Annotated in this window: 17 protein-coding genes, 1 tRNA gene and 1 riboswitch; of the genes, 15 read left to right on the top strand and 3 right to left on the bottom strand. The window is 48.6% G+C overall.

The window, feature by feature from the left end:
- The first annotated feature begins 32 nt into the window (after positions 1 to 32).
- The 11 genes from EDB95_RS06985 to EDB95_RS06940 all read left to right on the top strand — a co-directional run bounded on the left by EDB95_RS06985 (position 33) and on the right by EDB95_RS06940 (position 9,935).
- Complete coding sequence (locus tag EDB95_RS06985; protein WP_133991987.1) at positions 33 to 458, top strand: OsmC family protein; 426 nt, start codon at positions 33 to 35, stop codon at positions 456 to 458.
- Positions 455 to 1,618, top strand: a complete 1,164-nt coding sequence (locus tag EDB95_RS06980) for a trans-sulfuration enzyme family protein (protein WP_133991984.1) — start codon at positions 455 to 457, stop codon at positions 1,616 to 1,618. The genes EDB95_RS06985 and EDB95_RS06980 overlap by 4 nt, the downstream gene beginning before the upstream one ends.
- 59 nt (positions 1,619 to 1,677) lie before the next feature.
- Positions 1,678 to 1,799: riboswitch (SAM riboswitch) on the top strand.
- A gap of 115 nt (positions 1,800 to 1,914) precedes the next feature.
- Positions 1,915 to 3,123: a trans-sulfuration enzyme family protein gene (locus tag EDB95_RS06975; protein ID WP_133991981.1), complete on the top strand. Its 1,209-nt coding sequence runs from the start codon at positions 1,915 to 1,917 to the stop codon at positions 3,121 to 3,123.
- Entirely contained in the window at positions 3,105 to 4,358 is a 1,254-nt protein-coding gene (locus EDB95_RS06970; RefSeq protein ID WP_133991978.1) for a homoserine dehydrogenase, read from the top strand. The genes EDB95_RS06975 and EDB95_RS06970 overlap by 19 nt, the downstream gene beginning before the upstream one ends.
- 43 nt (positions 4,359 to 4,401) lie before the next feature.
- A tRNA-Ser gene (locus tag EDB95_RS06965) sits at positions 4,402 to 4,494 on the top strand.
- Between the two features lie 38 nt (positions 4,495 to 4,532).
- Positions 4,533 to 4,679: a hypothetical protein gene (locus tag EDB95_RS27230; RefSeq protein WP_162852502.1), complete on the top strand. Its 147-nt coding sequence runs from the start codon at positions 4,533 to 4,535 to the stop codon at positions 4,677 to 4,679.
- 228 nt (positions 4,680 to 4,907) lie between these two features.
- Positions 4,908 to 5,843: a hypothetical protein gene (locus tag EDB95_RS06960; RefSeq protein ID WP_133991975.1), complete on the top strand. Its 936-nt coding sequence runs from the start codon at positions 4,908 to 4,910 to the stop codon at positions 5,841 to 5,843.
- A 6-nt stretch (positions 5,844 to 5,849) separates the two neighbouring features.
- Positions 5,850 to 6,422 (top strand): SdpA family antimicrobial peptide system protein, encoded by a 573-nt coding sequence (locus EDB95_RS27985; protein ID WP_133991972.1) that lies wholly within the window; start codon positions 5,850 to 5,852, stop codon positions 6,420 to 6,422.
- Entirely contained in the window at positions 6,385 to 7,332 is a 948-nt protein-coding gene (locus EDB95_RS06950) for a sporulation-delaying protein SdpB family protein (RefSeq protein WP_133991969.1), read from the top strand. Before EDB95_RS27985 ends, EDB95_RS06950 begins: the two co-directional genes overlap by 38 nt.
- Positions 7,295 to 7,804: a hypothetical protein gene (locus tag EDB95_RS06945; RefSeq protein ID WP_133991966.1), complete on the top strand. Its 510-nt coding sequence runs from the start codon at positions 7,295 to 7,297 to the stop codon at positions 7,802 to 7,804. The genes EDB95_RS06950 and EDB95_RS06945 overlap by 38 nt, the downstream gene beginning before the upstream one ends.
- 409 nt (positions 7,805 to 8,213) lie before the next feature.
- Positions 8,214 to 9,935, top strand: a complete 1,722-nt coding sequence (locus tag EDB95_RS06940) for a M1 aminopeptidase family protein (RefSeq protein ID WP_133991963.1) — start codon at positions 8,214 to 8,216, stop codon at positions 9,933 to 9,935.
- Positions 9,936 to 9,955: 20 nt separating this feature from the next.
- Here EDB95_RS06940 and rmuC read toward each other — a convergent pair whose 3' ends face one another.
- On the bottom strand, positions 9,956 to 11,509 hold the full coding sequence (gene rmuC, locus EDB95_RS06935; protein WP_133991961.1) for a DNA recombination protein RmuC: 1,554 nt from the start codon (positions 11,507 to 11,509) through the stop codon (positions 9,956 to 9,958).
- A 630-nt stretch (positions 11,510 to 12,139) separates the two neighbouring features.
- Positions 12,140 to 13,093 carry a hypothetical protein gene (locus EDB95_RS06925; protein ID WP_133991956.1) on the bottom strand — a complete coding sequence of 318 codons (954 nt, stop codon included), beginning with the start codon at positions 13,091 to 13,093 and terminating at the stop codon, positions 12,140 to 12,142.
- A 361-nt stretch (positions 13,094 to 13,454) separates the two neighbouring features.
- Between EDB95_RS06925 and EDB95_RS27225 the strand changes: the two genes are divergently transcribed.
- The 4 genes from EDB95_RS27225 (at position 13,455) to EDB95_RS06910 (ending at position 16,260) form a co-directional block, all read left to right on the top strand.
- Positions 13,455 to 13,604 carry a hypothetical protein gene (locus EDB95_RS27225; RefSeq protein WP_162852501.1) on the top strand — a complete coding sequence of 50 codons (150 nt, stop codon included), beginning with the start codon at positions 13,455 to 13,457 and terminating at the stop codon, positions 13,602 to 13,604.
- An 83-nt stretch (positions 13,605 to 13,687) separates the two neighbouring features.
- Positions 13,688 to 15,337 carry a tetratricopeptide repeat-containing sensor histidine kinase gene (locus EDB95_RS06920; protein WP_211352056.1) on the top strand — a complete coding sequence of 550 codons (1,650 nt, stop codon included), beginning with the start codon at positions 13,688 to 13,690 and terminating at the stop codon, positions 15,335 to 15,337.
- The gene (locus EDB95_RS06915; RefSeq protein WP_133991953.1) at positions 15,334 to 15,999 is read left to right on the top strand and encodes a response regulator; all 666 of its coding nucleotides are present in this window, start codon (positions 15,334 to 15,336) and stop codon (positions 15,997 to 15,999) included. Before EDB95_RS06920 ends, EDB95_RS06915 begins: the two co-directional genes overlap by 4 nt.
- Before the next feature lie 54 nt (positions 16,000 to 16,053).
- Complete coding sequence (locus EDB95_RS06910) at positions 16,054 to 16,260, top strand: hypothetical protein (protein WP_133991950.1); 207 nt, start codon at positions 16,054 to 16,056, stop codon at positions 16,258 to 16,260.
- Positions 16,261 to 16,433: 173 nt separating this feature from the next.
- Here EDB95_RS06910 and EDB95_RS06905 read toward each other — a convergent pair whose 3' ends face one another.
- Positions 16,434 to 16,673, bottom strand: coding sequence for a hypothetical protein (locus EDB95_RS06905; protein ID WP_133991948.1), 240 nt, complete (start codon positions 16,671 to 16,673; stop codon positions 16,434 to 16,436).
- Positions 16,674 to 16,728: the final 55 nt, after the last annotated feature.

The following is a 16,728-nucleotide window of genomic DNA, read 5'->3' as shown; positions in this document are numbered from 1 at the left end:
CCGTTAACTTTGTAAAAAATATTACCAGAAGTATGCTGATCGAATTGAAACGGATAGACGACAACTTCGGCTTCGAGGCTCAAGACGCGAACGGCAACACCGTCCGTTTGGATGCAGGGACCGCTTCCGGCGGGACCGAGCACGGTGCCCGCCCCATGCAACTCTTGCTGATGGGTCTGGGCGGATGTAGTGGCATTGACATTGTCAGCATCCTGAAAAAACAGCGCCAGCAAATCGACGATTTCACCATACAGATCGATGGTCAACGGGAAGCCGGCAAGGAGCCCTCGCTATGGGAAAACGTGAACATCCGCTTTCACCTCAAGGGCGACATCGAACCCGGAAAGGCCGAAAGGGCGGTCGAATTATCCATGGCCAAATATTGCTCCGTAGCCGAAACCCTGCGCAAATCCGGCACACACCTCACCTGGACCGTTGCCGTAAATCAGACAGTATGAAACCTATCACAAAAGCCATACGCACCCGGATCGCCCAGACCGGGGAGATGGAACATTCATCCCCGTTATTCCTGACCTCCAGCTTTACCTACGACAGCGCGGAGGACATGCGGGCCGCCTTTGCGGACGAGACAGAAGCCAATATCTACAGCCGGTTCAGCAACCCGAACGTACAGGAATTCACCGACCGCGTCTGCGCCCTCGAAGGCGCCGAGGCCGGTTTCGCCACCGCCTCCGGCATGGCCGCCATCTTTGGCACCTTTTTGTCGTTCCTGAAGACCGGGGATCACCTCCTGTCATGCAGTTCCATCTTTGGATCCACCCACTCCCTGATTACAAAATACCTTTCCCGCTGGGGCATCAGCTACACTTACGCGGACGTAAACCAGCCCGATACCTGGGCGTCGCTGATCCAACCCAACACCAAGATGCTCTTTATCGAGACCCCGACCAACCCTGGGCTCGACCTCATCGACCTCGAATGGGTGAGCAACCTGGCCCGCCAGGCAGGTATCCTCCTGGTGGTGGACAACTGTTTTGCCACACCTATCGCCCAAAGACCCATCGACTACGGCGCCGACCTCGTCATCCACTCCGCCACCAAATGGATGGACGGCCAGGGCCGCGTCCTGGGCGGCGTGGTCGTCGGAAAGGAACAGCTCATCCACGACATATACTTGTTTTGCCGGACCACGGGGCCTGCCTTGTCTCCGTTCAACGCCTGGGTCCTCAGCAAAAGCCTGGAAACCCTCCAGGTCCGCATGGACCGGCACGCTTCCAGCGCGCTTACGCTCGCGGGTACCCTCGAAGGGCATCCCCGGCTGTCGTGGATGAAATACCCCTTCCTCCCGTCCCATCCGCAGTACGCCATTGCCACCAAGCAAATGACCAACGGCGGGGGGATCTTCTGCTTCGAGCTCAAAGGCGGGCTCGACAGCGGACGGCGCTTCCTTGATGCGTTGGAGCTCCTGTCCCTCACGGCCAACCTTGGGGATTCCCGGACGATTGCGTCCCATCCGGCGTCTACGACGCACGCGAAGCTCTCCGAAGCGGAGCGGCTGGCGGTGGGGATTACGCCGGGGCTGATCCGCATCTCCGTGGGGTTGGAGGATCCGGCCGATTTGCTGGCGGATATCAGGCAGGCGCTCGACCGGTGTTAAAAAAATTTGGCGGTCTCGCCGGAACGGTTATAACTTTGTACGCAGTTCTTTTAACACATCTCTTATCAAGAAAGGCTGAGGGAAATGGCCCTTTGAAGCCTTGACAACCTGCTACCTGCGCTCCGCGCGGGGAAGTAAGGTGCCAACTCCATCCCGATGGAAAAATCGGGACAGATAAGTCAGTGAAGGCAAAAATAATATCGGTTTACCCCCATATAGTTAAGCTCATCTGACTGGATGAGCTTTTTTTTTGCCCCTAGGGCCGATCTTGACGAGTGGTGTCAAAATTCATTAACATGAAAGCGACGACCAAATTATTACAAAGCATCCCCGTGGACGAACTCACCGGGGCCATCTCGGTACCCATTTACCAGACCTCTACTTTTGTACAGGAAGCGCCGGGTGTCAACAAGGGGTACGACTACTCCCGGACCGGCAACCCCACCCGCCAGGCCCTCGAAAACATTGTGGCCGAACTCGAAGGCGGCAAAGTAGGGCTCGCCTTTTCCAGCGGCCTGGCCGCGATCGACGCCGTCCTCCGGCTGCTCCAAAGCGGGGACGAAGTCATCGCCGTAGACGACATCTACGGCGGCGCCTTCCGCCTGTTCGACAAGGTGTATAAAAAATTCGGCGTCAACGTCACCTTTGTGGACACGACCGACCTCACCCAGGTCTTCAACGCCATCACCCCCCGGACAAAGCTCATCTGGCTCGAAACCCCCACCAACCCCACCCTGAAGATCAGCGACATCGCGGCCATCGCCCGCCTCGCCCAGCAGCTCGGGGTGTGTCTTTGCGTGGATAATACTTTTGCATCACCCGCCGGGCAGCTCCCTCTTTCGCTGGGTGCTGACATCGTCGTCCACAGCGCCACCAAATACATAGGCGGCCACAGCGACGTCATCGCCGGGGTCGTGGTCACCCGGACCCAGGAACTGGGCGACCAGATAAGGTTTTATCAAAATGCCTGCGGGGCGGTGCTTTCGCCCTTCGATAGCTTTTTGCTGATCCGCGGGATTGAGACGCTTCCGCTGCGGGTACAGGCCCAGAGCCGGAGTGCGCAGGCTATTGCGGCATTTTTGCTTCAGCATCCTTTGGTGGCACACGTATACTATCCTGGATTACCCTCCCATCCCGGGCACGCCATCGCCGCCGCCCAGCAGCAAACCTTTGGGGGTGTTGTCTCGTTTGTACTTACGGACGACTCCGTCGAGGCGGCGCACGCCTTCGTCACACGGACGCGCTTTTTCAACCTGGCCGAGAGCCTTGGCGGGGTGAAAAGCCTCATTGCCCATCCGGCCACCATGACCCATGCCTCCATTCCGGCGGAGCGGCGGCGCTTGGCCGGCGTGGCCGACGGTCTCATCCGCCTGTCCGTGGGGCTGGAGGATACAGAAGACCTGATCAACGATTTACAGGACGCGCTTTCCGCGTCCACCTATAAAGGGGCGCCGTTGGCGCCGCAACTCAATAAACAAGACATACAATGGCACAGAAGCAATTGACCATCGGATTATTCGGTTTTGGTGTCGTAGGCGAAGGTCTCTACAGGGTCCTCCAGCAAACACCGTCCCTAAAAGCCACCCTCAAAAAGGTTTGCATAAAGAACCCCGGGAAAAAGCGCAACGCGCCCCTGGAGTTGTTCACCACCGATCGCGACGTGATCCTGAACGATCCCGAGATCAACGTCGTCGTCGAGGTGATCGACGATTCCGAGGCGGCCTTCCAGATCGTCTCCGCCGCCCTGACCAACGGCAAGGCCGTCGTCAGCGCCTCCAAGAAGATGATCGCCGAGCACCTGCCGGAACTCCTGGCCCTCCAGCAACAAACCGGCCATCCCTTCTTGTACGAATCCGCGGCATGCGCATCCATTCCCGTCATCCGCAACCTCGAAGAATACTACGACAACGACCTCCTTCATTCCATAAAGGCGATCGTCAACGGCTCCACTAATTTTATCCTTACCAAGATGTTCGAGGACAAACTCGACTTCAAACAAGCCCTCATCCTCGCCCAACAGCTTGGTTTTGCCGAAAGCAACCCCACCCTCGACGTCGAAGGCTTTGACGCCGTCAATAAATGGTCCTTCCTCCTCACCCACGCCTACGGCTGCATCGTCCACCCCGACGACCTCGTCTTCACCGGTATCCAACACATCCAGGCCGGTGACGCCGTCGTCGCCCGCGAAAAAAACGTCCAGATCAAGCTCGTCGCCCAAGCCAAAAAGCTCCTCTCCGGCAAGGTCGCCGCCTTTGTCCTCCCCCAATTCGTCAAACCCGAAGACCCCTTGTCTTTTGTAAAGAACGAATACAACGGCGTCGTCATCGAAAGCGGCTTCGCCGACAAACAGTTTTTCTATGGAAAAGGCGCCGGCAGCTTCCCCACCGCCTCCGCCGTCCTCAGCGACATTTCCGCCCTCCGCTACGAATACCGCTACGAATACAAGAAATTGTACCACCACCAGCCCCTCGAACTCACCACCGACTTCCACGTCAAAACCTACGTCAGCTTCGACGACTGGAAACACATCCCCAAAGACGACTTCAACTGGATCGAAGAATGGCACGCCGAATCCGAGCGCAAATACCTCGTCGGCGTCCTCCCCTTCCACCTCCTCCGCGCCGGAAACTGGTGGAAAAAGAACAATGTTTCCCTGATTTTGTCCCCCGACCCCATCATCGAGGACGTGGAGGTCAGACAGTTAAAGAAAAAGAGCTTGGAATTGGCAGGAATTGTCTAAAATCCTATTTTTGCAACCCCGCGGCCCCGCCCCGGGGACTTTCGGAGAGATGCCTGAGTGGCCGAAAGGAACGGTTTGCTAAACCGTCGTACGCCTTTAAAGTGTACCGAGGGTTCGAATCCCTCTCTCTCCGCCAACTTTTAGTCGATCCCGCGGCCTTCGGCCGCGGGTTTTTTGTTCGCAGTAGATGGGACGAGCTCGCTCGTCCCGGCTACGGAGGACAAAAAACCGCTGGTGAGCGAAGCGAACCTGCGGATCGACGGTGAGTTGAAGCCCCCCACTTCAGGGATCACCGCAGCCCGCGCCAGCGGGCGGAGGTAATCCCTCTCATCGCCAAAACACTCCAGACGATTCCCGCGGCCAAAGGCTGCGTTTTTTTTGTTCGCTTCGTTCGAGGCAATAATACATTATTTTCTTAACCAGTTCAACGGAGAACGTTTGGGCTAAAAATGAGTTAAAAAGCCTTCCGTACGATTTTTATTGATTTATTTTTTTAATAATAACATTTATTTACCTTTAATCACTTGATAACTTAATCACTACTCAATAATGAAACTGAACTACTGCTTACCTCCTCTGGGCATAATTGTGCTCGCTTTGATCGCGGGATGCTCAAAGTCGAATGATGACAATCTGGCCAAGCTATTATCAAGTAAGTTAAGTCCAACCGTCACCCAGTGCCAAAGTGGTTACCATTGGGATTACACACTGAATAAGTGTGTGCCCAATTGTCCCTCGGGTTACATCAACAATTCCACTACCGGCGCCTGTGTCGATACAAGCTTCTCCTATACGGGCACCCAATTATTCAATGGCATATTCTTCCTGCAGGGTACGGTTGCCCAAAGCCTTCCGTATTATAGTTCGCTGCTTAGTTTCATGTCCGGCTTCTCTTCCGCCCAGAATGATTCGCTCACCAGCTTTATGAACCGCATCACCACGGGTATTAACACGATTAATCCCAATTACTTTAATTACCTCAGGGCAACTATCCAGGGGAACAACGCGGACAGCATTATGGCAGCAATCGACCTCGGTGCCAATCTTGTCCTTGGGGCCGCTGTTTATACGAGCTACATCAAGGACACTGCAAAGGGAGACAGTATATATAACCTTCTGACGATTTCCTCCTACAATTTCAATTCCGCAGGAGGGATAGACACATTTCTAAGAGATTTCGGGAACAAGGCTTATGACTCAAGTAACTATATTATAATTCCAGACAAAGCGTCCGCCATATTCTTCGCAGCTGTCGTCGCGGTAGCCCTCTGGGATGCCGCCGCAGCGGTAAATTACGCTGCTGTAGCTAATGCTCTTGCAGTGATAAACGTCTATGCAGCCGTTTTTACAAAAACCCTGTGGTGGCCCAAAAAACGCCCGTCGGCTGAAATGGATTTCGAAAGAGAGACCTTTGTTTCTCAAATTCAGCAATACATTAGTACTAGTGGAGGAGGTGGGGGCTCTATGTCTATACGAGTCAATTAGCGGCGCATGAAAAAAACAATATTTCTCATTTACCGATATTTTGCATACCTATTCCCACCCGCGTTTCTAATTGTCGTCGTATTTTTTATAGTGGTCTGTTCCATGCCGCCCTCGGCATACCGGCCCGATTTTAGAATTTCCGCAGCTGTTGAAGCGTTTATGCCGGAAGGCTGGTCTTTTTTCACCCGAAGTCCGAGAGAAGAAATGGCCGACCTGTACAGTGTGAAAGGCGACACTGTTTTCAGATATACATCTACTAACGGGGCGCCCGGCAACTTCTTCGGATTATCCAGGAAGAGCAGGAAAGTTGGAATGGATTTATCTTTTCTGGCCGGTTCAATCCCCGATTCTGCATGGGAAAACGTCTCGATGCTTACGGCATCAACGCCCTTCAAGAAAATATTTAAATGCAGACCAGATAAGCGAATTACGTCGATTCCACCTGGACGTTACATAATAGCCGCTTACAAACCCATTCCATGGGCTTGGAGAAATACCTATTCCACCAGCCAACGAAATTATAGGGTAACATTAATAGACTATGAAGGCGATTCCAGCTTATCTTCGATTAATCGATGAAAAACCGGCCCTTGCGCTTTTTAAGTATGTAAATACTATCATGCACAAAGAACGGCCCTCACCGTTTACGCGTGTATATGGTCTTTCCAGAAGCCTGCTGGCGATTGGCACATTGCTCACCTTGCTATTCAATCCTGTCGACTACATATTTGTAACCTCGAAATCTATCCATCCGGCGCAGCTGGATTTCTACAAACATATCAACCTTTTTTATCTCGTTGGTTTTGATCATTTGGTCATTGCCAAAATGATAGCTGTTATCATTTTAATCATCGTGATCTCAGGTTATTATCCAGTTGTCACCGGCATCTTGCATTGGTGGGTTTCTTATTCGCTTTTCAACGCAGCGGTAATTGTGGATGGAGGGGATCAGATCACTCAGATACTTACTTTCCTTTTCATTCCACTAACGATTATGGATCCGCGACCCAATCACTGGACAGAACCGACAAAAAATTATCCCTATGCTAATTATATAGGAGGTCTGATCCTTACTCTGGTCAGAATACAAGTGTCTATTCTTTACTTCAACGCCGGCATATCGAAATTTAGCGTCCCCGAATGGTTGAATGGAACCGCGATGTACTATTGGCTAGGGAATAATACATTTGGTCCTGCGGACTATCTGAGGCCATTTGCTACCTTACTAACATACAATCCTATAGTAGTCCTTTTGCTCACCTGGGGTTCCATCTTGTTCGAGATATTACTTTCAGCATCTATTTTCTTTTCCGAAAAAGGGAAAAAGCGTATGCTGATATTGGGTTTGATGTTTCACCTATTTATTTTTCTTTTTCTTGGGCTCGGAAGTTTTTTCTTCGCTATGGCAGGTTCACTCATTATCTATCTTTATCCGGTAAAAAAACCTGGCAATGAAAATGGACTCCTTATTCGAGCAGCAGCGGTTTAACCAGAAATGGATCCTGCTATTGGAGATCGCGTTAGCAGCGGTGGGAACTGCCATAGCCATTGCTGCCATTGCTTCAAAAGTAACCGGCATCCTTCCGGCCGTGTCCCCATTACTGGCCATCCTGGGAATAATCGCATTGTTCCGGACAATGAAGTTGGAGATCGAGATCCAAAACGACTTTATCCGCTTCAGGTTTTTCCCGCTCAGAATTCGCTGGAAAATTATTCCAAAAGCGGACATCAGGCAAATAGCTGTGGTCAAGTACAATCCAATCAAAGATTATGGCGGGTGGGGCATTCGGATAGGTTCCAAAGGGTGGGCCTATACAGTAAAAGGGAACGACGGCATCTCGATTCTTCTGGCGAGCGGCAAACACATCTTGATTGGAACGGCAAAGCCTAAAGAAGTAAGCGCTTTTCTCGAAAAATGCGGATATAATCGTCTTTCATGTGGCTGCCTGTTGATAAATTAAACCAATTGATCCTTTTCCGTTCTTGCCAAAGCTGGAAGACATCTGTCATACCCTGTCTATACGGTTTGTCTTCATCGTCTTGACTGATAAGGCCAGCCACATGCCATTCACTATTGTATAAGGGACTGAACTCTAATATGCGCAATTTGAATTCGGTGTAATGATAAAGCTCACCGCCATTCCAGACTCCGTTTGGGTTTAAATTCATTTTCAGAGCTATAACTTTTAAATGCTCATTTTTGTTTTCCCCATAACCACAAGTCGTTGTTTTTCAAAACATTATTTATAAATAGGTTCGAAAGTTATCCCTCTCTCTCCGCAGCACGCCAGCCACAACGGTCGAGGTTTCTCGTCCCGGCTTTGGAATAGGACAAACCAAATAAGAAGCAAAATTTTGTAATTTGTCCATATGAATAAACCCCTCATTGCCGCCCTCCTTTCGACGCTTACCTGGATGACCGCCTATTCGCAGGATACTATACCCCACGTACAAGGGGAAGTGACGATTTCCGTTAAAAAAGGCACCATTGAGTGTGACCTTACATTGTCGAATATGCCCCGGCTTAGTAACTACTACCTCCGGCTGAATTCAGGTATGAATATACGGTATATAAAAAATGCGGAGGGAGCGGCTTCGCCTCTGCCGTACGATAGATCGTCCCAGGATACATTGTCTTCCGGCGAATCAACCGCCTATTATATTCCTGCCTATAACAAATCCGGGAAATACCTGCCACATGCCATCCGCTTTAACTATGTGGGAATGTATCCCGTGATAACGGACACCACAAGCGTAGTAGACTGGAGAGGTAACATTGCGTTTAATGGTAAAACCCTGCGTGCCGATGGCATTCAAGGCGCATGGTGCCCAATATTGTACGATGCCACAACGGACACGCGGTACGAAAAAGTTACCTATGACCTGGATGTGACTTGTAATGATTGCCAGGTGATCTATGTGAACGGCAGCCAGCCCGTATCCGGGACACATGCCCATGTAATAAGCACTGCATCCCAGGACCTCACCATGTTTGCAGGTGATTTCCGGTCTGTATCCATTGATGGCAACTATTTTCTCAACCCCGATGCAGATGATCAGAAACTTGCCCAACTGGAAAAGGTCCTCCATTCCTACCAGGATTATTTGGAGAAAAAAATAGGTATCCCCTATAAGGGCAAAGCAGTGTACATTCAAACGACACCGGTATCCAAAAACAACGGTTGGTTGTTTGCATCCTACCCCACCATCGTGAAAGTGGGCTGGGACGAAGGCTTTAAATCGTTTGCAGGCAATAAAGACGGGTCAGGCCTCCTACAATATATGTCACACGAATTGTCGCATTATTATTTTGGCGATGTCCGTGTCTTTAATTCGGATTTGGGTGATATGTTATCCGAAGGTTTCGCTGAATTTCTGAAGCTGAATATTACCCGCACCTTGATCAGTGACAGTATTTACCGCGCGGATTTGCAGTCGAAAGTTCGTGCTATGCGCAATTTCAAGCCGACACCCATTGCAAACATCCACTCGAAGTACGATTATGGGGACCGGGAATTGTATGTATATTACTATGCACCACTCCTATTTTCGGCTCTTGAAAAGGAGATCGAGGAAGATAAGATGTGGGAATGGATAAGAGCGCTGCTTCAATCACCTATGGTATTTACGAATTACACATTTATTGAAGAGACTTTAAGTAAAGTGGTCAACAACGAAACCAGATTCGCGGTATTGCGTGAAAAATACTTTACGTCCGACCACGCTCTTCAGAATGCTATTACAACACTTAATATTCCAACCGACGCATTAACGCCCGCCGAAGCAAAAGACACCGCCACCAAAACTTACTATTATTTTTTCTTTTCGGGACCCATGATAGATGCAGGATCGTCGCAAAACCGTGTGATCAAACACACGGAAATTCAGCAAATAACCTGCACACGGGAAGAATTGTCGAAGATGGCGAGGCCTATTTTCAAAAAGATAGCAGATGAATGTGAAAATGAGGCGGGTTGCAGTAGCGATTTCAACACATACGATTCCATGGAAAAGGCACAGGCGGCCTTGCAGCGGTGGTTGAAACGGCGGAATAAGGATGGGGTGTTGGTTGTGAAGATACTTACTCCCTAAAAGTTTTATACCTTCTACTTTCAAATAGGGTCTTCTTCTGGAAGACCCTCTTCAGAGACATTCTGTGCCTGTGGCAAGGCAACGATCGGTCGAACGGAAGCTTCAATAGGCGCCAATTCAGGAATTTCCTGCTTTTTGATATATGCCTGGCTTAATCCATTGATTCTCCGGGCATGAGGCAGGAAGTTGCCCTCCAAAGAACCAATAGTCCTATTGTAGTGGGTGATCGTGGTTGATAAACTTCGTCCGACATTTCCAATGTGTTCCAACAAAACAACACTTCTGTCGTGCAATTCAACAGCGGCGTTGCGTATTTCATCGATATTCTCCATTGTTTTTAACTGGTTCCAGCTATATCCCACACCCAGTAGAATCGCCAGTAAGATGGTTGGTGTTGCCACGATAATACGATTTTTCATTGCCTCCTCTATCATCTCGGGCCATGCCTGTAACGCCATACCATACGAAGACTCAATATGCATATACATGATCACAAAATCAGGCGCCTCATCAAATTGATTCCAATATGCTTTTTCACTCAGTTTTCTGAAATGTTCTTTAACGGCACTGACATGCTGGCCCAGCAGCATCTTTTGCTGATCGGGATCCTCGGTTTCAAACATTCTCATATAAGCAGCAAGCGGTGTTTTGCTATCGACGACAAAAGTCTTTGAACCTGGCAGCCAAATGACCATGTCGGGCCTCAACCTACCGCCTTCCTCATCCTCAACGGTCACTTGCTCCTCAAAATCACAGTGTTCGACCATTCCGGCGTGCTCAACCAACCGCCGTAAGGCAAGCTCTCCGTATCGCCCCCTGGTGTGACTGGTTTTCAAAGCCCCCACCAGATTCGTTGTCTCCTTCTTTAATCCCTCTGTAGTTCCCTTTACATCGTTTAGAAAATTACCGATATCACTATACGCTTTTATTCGCTTTTCCTCCAATTCCTGAATCTTCGAATCCATTTTTTCCAAAGACTTACCCAACGGATCTACCAACGCGCCTATGGCCTGTTCTTTCTTTTCGAACTCGCTTTTAGCCTCGACAACCTTTTCATCGAGTTTTGCTTTTGCCAATTCGACAAAGGATTCGTTATTGCTTTTTAGCGCGTTGGCGGACAGTGCGCCAAAGGCATCTTTTAAATGATTTTGGGCCTCGGCGACAAATTGCTGTTGTTCCTGCAATCGCAAGTTTGTCGCCTCTTGAGCCGCCCTTAAAGCCGAATTTTCGTTCTCCGATATTGACAGTCTCCTTTGTATTTCAAAAATATCATCATTCAAAACCGCCTCTCGCTTTTGCAATTCTTCGATCATCCTTTGTGCATCTTTTGCCGAGCCCTCAGCGGAGGTTTGTGCCTGAAGCGACTTCATCAAAGCCTTCTCTTGTTCCTGCACTTTCTCTTTTGCTTCGCTTAGCGCAGCATCCAAGAAATCCATTTTTGTTTTAAACTCGGCTCTTTCACGATCACTTTGCGCAATTTTCGACGCTGAACGACTTCCGGCTACGAGCCAGGAAATAATGAAGCCGATCAAAAAGGAAATAATTGCGCAGACAATAACAAATTCCGTACTCATATTAATAGATATTTTTAATTTATCACATTTCCTACCTCTAATTTAAGAAACATCTTTAACAAGGGTCAACGCGCCAATGGCTTGGATTTCTCTTATCCGTCAAATGTCGCACTCTTGCAACATGCACAGGACGAAACCCCCTCGCACAAGCAGTATCTTTTGCTTCCTTTTGAGTAGAAAAGCGGCCGTAATCCTGGCCCTCTACCACCATAACATAATGGGTGATCGGCTCGTGCTCTCTTGAAGCATGCGGCCTGGGTTCAATAAAAGCTGCGGGCATAGTAATTATATTTTAATGTAAACCTATGCCCTATTGCCAATCATTTATTACGGTTTCCCGTAAGTTTCGCCCCCTCGCCTTTTGCATATTTGTGCCATATCAAAAGCCATTTTTTATGAAAATCAAAAATATCAGTGGCACTTCTGAATTGGATTGCGTTTGTGGCAGTTGGTTGAAACACTGGGAAAATTTCAGTGGAAAAACGGCAACCTATTGTGGAGAGCAATACTGCACAGAAACCAAAAACCTGGTAGGGGCCCATGTCCGGCGTGTAGACATAAGTGATTCAAACCGCTATATTCTTCCTCTATGTGCCAAACACAATAAAAGCAAGGAGGAACTAGAGGTATTTAGTAAGTATACGCTTGTGTCGGCAAACACTGGTGAAACATGTGAAAAATAAAAATCGCCATCTCCTGGTGAGGATGAATGTGCTTCCGGATCATATACGCCGTTATCGGCAATAGCCTATATGTTGGATCAGCAGGATAATCCCCTCCGGAAGTAAAATATTCTATATCCGATCCTTTTTTGAAATACCATACCCGCCCGATGGAGGCGTCGGTAATGGTATCCGGCTCGGTGATCTTCCTTAAATCAGCAAATCTCTCCGAGTCCAATGGGATCACCAATGCGTTATTGTCCGGCTTCTCCTTACAAGAGATTTGTTCATAATAATCTCCATTCCAATACATGCATTCCCCGCCGTCTGGAAGCGGCACATGCGGCACTGGTGGCTTTCTACCCTCATATAATATAACTCCAATGACCACAAATATTATCGCCATCGCGCTGGCCAGCCCGACTCTAAATTTGGAAGTCAGCGCGCGATGATTGAACGGTGTTATTTCTATATCCTCCCTCGACTCTCCCTCCTGGACTTCCACCTTTATCTCATCTGGGCCCCGGTCCCCCCCTTGTGGGGCCACCGTTTCAACCCTTAAAAGTTTACTATAATCCCTAAACAGATCAAAAGGCCTATGTTCAAAGTCAATCAACCAGGCCAAAAGCTCAATATTTTTTGTATCTGTTGCGATTCCCCCGTCTTTTTTCAAATAATTCACCAGGGGTCTAAATCTATCAATAGGACATTTCCCTATCGCCTTTAAACACGCCAAACGCTCGTCGCCCTCTCCAAAAAACTCATTAAGCGCCTTTCCATCTTTTCTTGAAAATCTTTTGGTACAAGCCTGGGCACATAACTTTTTTAGTTTAGCTGGGCTAGGCATTGACAGGCCATAGGGAAGCTCGGTTTTCTTCCTTTGGTAATCATCAAAGACCAACTTTTGATAATCCTCGAACATGTCAACAATTATAGCAAAATCCCACCGGAATTTCCGTACGGTTTCCCGTATTCCCGGAATCTCACCGGAATGACCGGAATTACTGGAATCACTTGCTGATCAAGCATTTACCCCACTCTATCTTCGTCTTCGAAATCAGATACCGCCTCCCTAGCTAAGAGGCACCCTGTACAGGATCTATTTCCGTGAGCAGCGAAAGCGGCAGCAGATAACCGGCCTGGGAAGCGATTACCGGCCTCCGCAATCAACGCTCGCACCCCTTCCCAAAAATGTAAGAAGCGCTTCTTACGAGATCCTCATCGCGGCAACAGGACGCCACGCGAACGGCTGCCGCATTTCACAAACCATCAAAATTCCGAAGATGTACGTATTCATTTTAGCCATTTATTGGGCATTGTCATGCCTGAACCATAACCCGCGCCATAATGCGGGCGGACAGATCACCGTTCTGGACGACTCAGGTGGCGGCGGTACCGGCGGGGAAACGGGACATATCCCACCGAATCCCTAATCGACGGACCCGTAAGGCAAGCTCCGGCTTGCCTTACTTTTTGAAATATAATAGATTAACTATCTTTAATAAAACACCGGCGTTTGAAGTCGCGTTACCTCTTTCTGATCATAGGTCTATGCTCCTGTGGGGAAAACCATACGACGGTCCTCACCATTGACACACCCGACTATAAAAGGGGGGAGTCTTTGTTAGACCACCAACCCGATTCCGCCTTTTACTATTTCAATAAAGTCGCTACCGGCTCAAAAGACAGCTTGCTTATTGCCAAGTCTTACAACTATATGGCCGTCATTCAATCTGACGCGGGCGACTACTACGGAGCAGAGGAAAGCCTGCTCACCTCCCTGAAATACCTGGACGAACAAGCCCCAAGCCATCAAAACTGCCTCGTATCAGACTATAACGAGCTGGGAAGAAATAGCGCCGAGCTCTACAACTACGAAGCGTCTATCAATTATTATGACCAGGCCATAAAGCGTACCCGAAATGGCAACTATAAAGCGATCGCATTGAACAACCAGGCGGTCTCCTTTGAAAAAATGGGAAACTATACCCAAGCCATTGCCATCTACCGTTCATTGTTGGAGCATCCTCCTGCGGATAAACTGGAATACGCCAGAATACTATCCAATTTCGCAAAGACGAAGTGGCTACAGGACTCAGGTTATTACGCGGCGCTCGAACTGCTGACAGCGCTGCAAATCCGCAAAGAGGAAAACGACGAGTGGGGGCTAAACGCCAGTTATGCTCATCTATCGGACTATTATACCCGTAAGAAGCCGGACTCCGCTCACTTCTATGCAAACCAAATGTATACCGTAGCCCGGCACCTCAACAGCCCCGACGACCAGTTGCAGGCGTTGCAAAAGCTGATCGAGCTCAGTCCATCCAACGATGTAAAGCAATACTTTCAGCGGTATCAATCCTTAAATGACAGCATTCAAACAACCAGGAATGCGGCCAAAAACCAGTTTGCCCTGATCCGTTATGAAGTACAGAAAAACAAGGCGGACAATCTGAGGCTCCAAAGGGACAACATAAAACAGCGGGTGGTCATATACGGCATCGTCGCTCTTTTTTGTACTGCCGTATGGGTCTTTATACTCTGGTATCGAAAGCGAAAACAGCGGCTGGAATGGGAAACACAAACCGCCATACGAGAACATCAGCTCAAGACTTCTCAAAAGGTACACGACGTAGTGGCAAACGGGCTATATCGGTTGATGATGGGAATAGAACACCAGGAATCCATCGAAAAGGACCGGATATTGGACGTTCTCGACGACCTGTATGAGCAGTCACGGGATATTTCTTACGAGCAGACTAAACATATACCTATTGATTTTCAGGGAGCAATTGCTTCCTTGCTGAAAAATTTCGCCGACGCTTCCACCAAAGTACTGATCGTCGGCAATGATAATAGGCTATGGGCCAGCGTGACGGACAAGGTGAAAAAGGAAATTGAACTAATGTTGCAGGAATTCATGATTAACATGAAAAAGCACAGCTCCGCTCAAAATGTCCTCGTAAAATTCGATCATCAGGAGCGGCTCCTGATCGTCGAATATATGGATGATGGCGTTGGCTTTCCCTCTTCCTTTCGACGCGGGAATGGATTAACCAATACGGGAAACCGGATTAGCGCAATAGGAGGGCAGATTACTTTTGACAACGAACTGCCAAAAGGTTTGAAAATCAAAGTTTCTATTCCAATTGCCCCTAATGCATGATTACAAAAGTACTTATAGCCGAAGATCACGAGAGCGCCAATATTTCCGTGCAGAAAACACTGGAAGAACTGAATATCACTCAAATCGACTATACATATTACTGCGACGACGCCGTTCAGAAAATACAAATTGCCCATCAGAAAAACGAACCGTACGATCTGCTCATTTCCGACCTCTATTTCGAGGAGGATGAAAGGATACAAAGAATATCCGAAGGAACAGACCTTATAGTCGCTGCAAGGCAAGTACAGCCCGATTTGAAAGTCCTGGTTTTCTCTGCGGAAGATAAACCCGCTGTCATCGAATCGCTTTTTAACAACCAGGATATCGACGGCTATGTCCGCAAAGCGCGGAACGATGCCAAGGAGCTCAAAATGGCTATCGAGTTTATCGCCAACAATCAGCGCTACCTTCCGCGGCACCTGGTAAAGCAATTCAAACAAAAGAACACACACGAGTTCACTGAATTCGACATCATCATCATTTCCTTAATGGCCAGGGGAATACGGCAAAAAGATATTCCCGCTCACCTAAAGGAAAAGCAGATCCAGCCATCAGGATTAAGCAGCATCGAAAAACGGCTGAACCGGATCAAAGAAGCTTTGGACTTCTCCAACAACGAGCAACTGGTCGCCTATTGCAAGGATATGGGGATCGTTTGATCCATTACGGTTTCCCGTAAATAATTCCAACCCTTACTTAATAGATTTGATATTATGAAATCACTCCTCTTTGCTTTCCTTCTGCTCTGCAGTATCCACTGCACGACCACCACGGTGTATATCTGCGACAGCCCCAACGCCACCAGATACCACTTCCGGGAAAATTGCCGGGGCCTGAGCAATTGCCACTACCACATCGTTAAAACCACCCTGGAAAAGGCGAAGGCAAAAAACCTTACGCTTTGTAAGTGGGAACAATAGGGGGCTACAGGAGACTCATTATTAATTCGAATAAATCAACGGTCAATTTTCCCCTTGCAATTGCCATATATACTCAATCTTCATCTGCAAACTCTCCATCAACCTATCCGCCAGAAAATCAAGCATCGCCTCCTGATGACGTTCCGATAGCTCAAACCGCCTCAAATATTCATTCATGCCTTGAAGTCAATTTCATAATCAAACCCCTTGTTCTTGATCTTAGCAAGCCATTGTTTATACAAGTTATTGCCAATGACAACTTTTCCATTGCGGGAAGACACTGTTGCGCCTACAATGAAATTCTGCAAATCGCGCCTGAACTCTTCCCTAAGGTCTTCCAAAAACACTTCTCTCTGACCAGCCAATTGGGTTAAGGCGCCGAGTCTTTCCGGTATAATTGCAAGATTCTGCATGTCTACACAAAGATAGTCAATTTATGAGCCAGGACACCCGCTAAAAGTCGCTGAT

The sequence above is a fragment of the Dinghuibacter silviterrae genome (assembly GCF_004366355.1).
In the GTDB taxonomy this organism is placed as follows: domain Bacteria; phylum Bacteroidota; class Bacteroidia; order Chitinophagales; family Chitinophagaceae; genus Dinghuibacter; species Dinghuibacter silviterrae.
This window is presented reverse-complemented; position numbering and strand designations above follow the sequence as displayed.

Coding starts and splice junctions, on each gene's coding strand:
- EDB95_RS06985 (WP_133991987.1), top strand. CDS start 33: ATGCTGATCGAATTGAAACGGATAGACGACAACTTCGGCTTCGAGGCT.
- EDB95_RS06980 (WP_133991984.1), top strand. CDS start 455: ATGAAACCTATCACAAAAGCCATACGCACCCGGATCGCCCAGACCGGG.
- EDB95_RS06975 (WP_133991981.1), top strand. CDS start 1,915: ATGAAAGCGACGACCAAATTATTACAAAGCATCCCCGTGGACGAACTC.
- EDB95_RS06970 (WP_133991978.1), top strand. CDS start 3,105: ATGGCACAGAAGCAATTGACCATCGGATTATTCGGTTTTGGTGTCGTA.
- EDB95_RS06960 (WP_133991975.1), top strand. CDS start 4,908: ATGAAACTGAACTACTGCTTACCTCCTCTGGGCATAATTGTGCTCGCT.
- EDB95_RS27985 (WP_133991972.1), top strand. CDS start 5,850: ATGAAAAAAACAATATTTCTCATTTACCGATATTTTGCATACCTATTC.
- EDB95_RS06950 (WP_133991969.1), top strand. CDS start 6,385: ATGAAGGCGATTCCAGCTTATCTTCGATTAATCGATGAAAAACCGGCC.
- EDB95_RS06945 (WP_133991966.1), top strand. CDS start 7,295: ATGAAAATGGACTCCTTATTCGAGCAGCAGCGGTTTAACCAGAAATGG.
- EDB95_RS06940 (WP_133991963.1), top strand. CDS start 8,214: ATGAATAAACCCCTCATTGCCGCCCTCCTTTCGACGCTTACCTGGATG.
- rmuC (WP_133991961.1), bottom strand. CDS start 11,509: ATGAGTACGGAATTTGTTATTGTCTGCGCAATTATTTCCTTTTTGATC.
- EDB95_RS06925 (WP_133991956.1), bottom strand. CDS start 13,093: ATGTTCGAGGATTATCAAAAGTTGGTCTTTGATGATTACCAAAGGAAG.
- EDB95_RS27225 (WP_162852501.1), top strand. CDS start 13,455: ATGTACGTATTCATTTTAGCCATTTATTGGGCATTGTCATGCCTGAAC.
- EDB95_RS06915 (WP_133991953.1), top strand. CDS start 15,334: ATGATTACAAAAGTACTTATAGCCGAAGATCACGAGAGCGCCAATATT.
- EDB95_RS06910 (WP_133991950.1), top strand. CDS start 16,054: ATGAAATCACTCCTCTTTGCTTTCCTTCTGCTCTGCAGTATCCACTGC.
- EDB95_RS06905 (WP_133991948.1), bottom strand. CDS start 16,673: ATGCAGAATCTTGCAATTATACCGGAAAGACTCGGCGCCTTAACCCAA.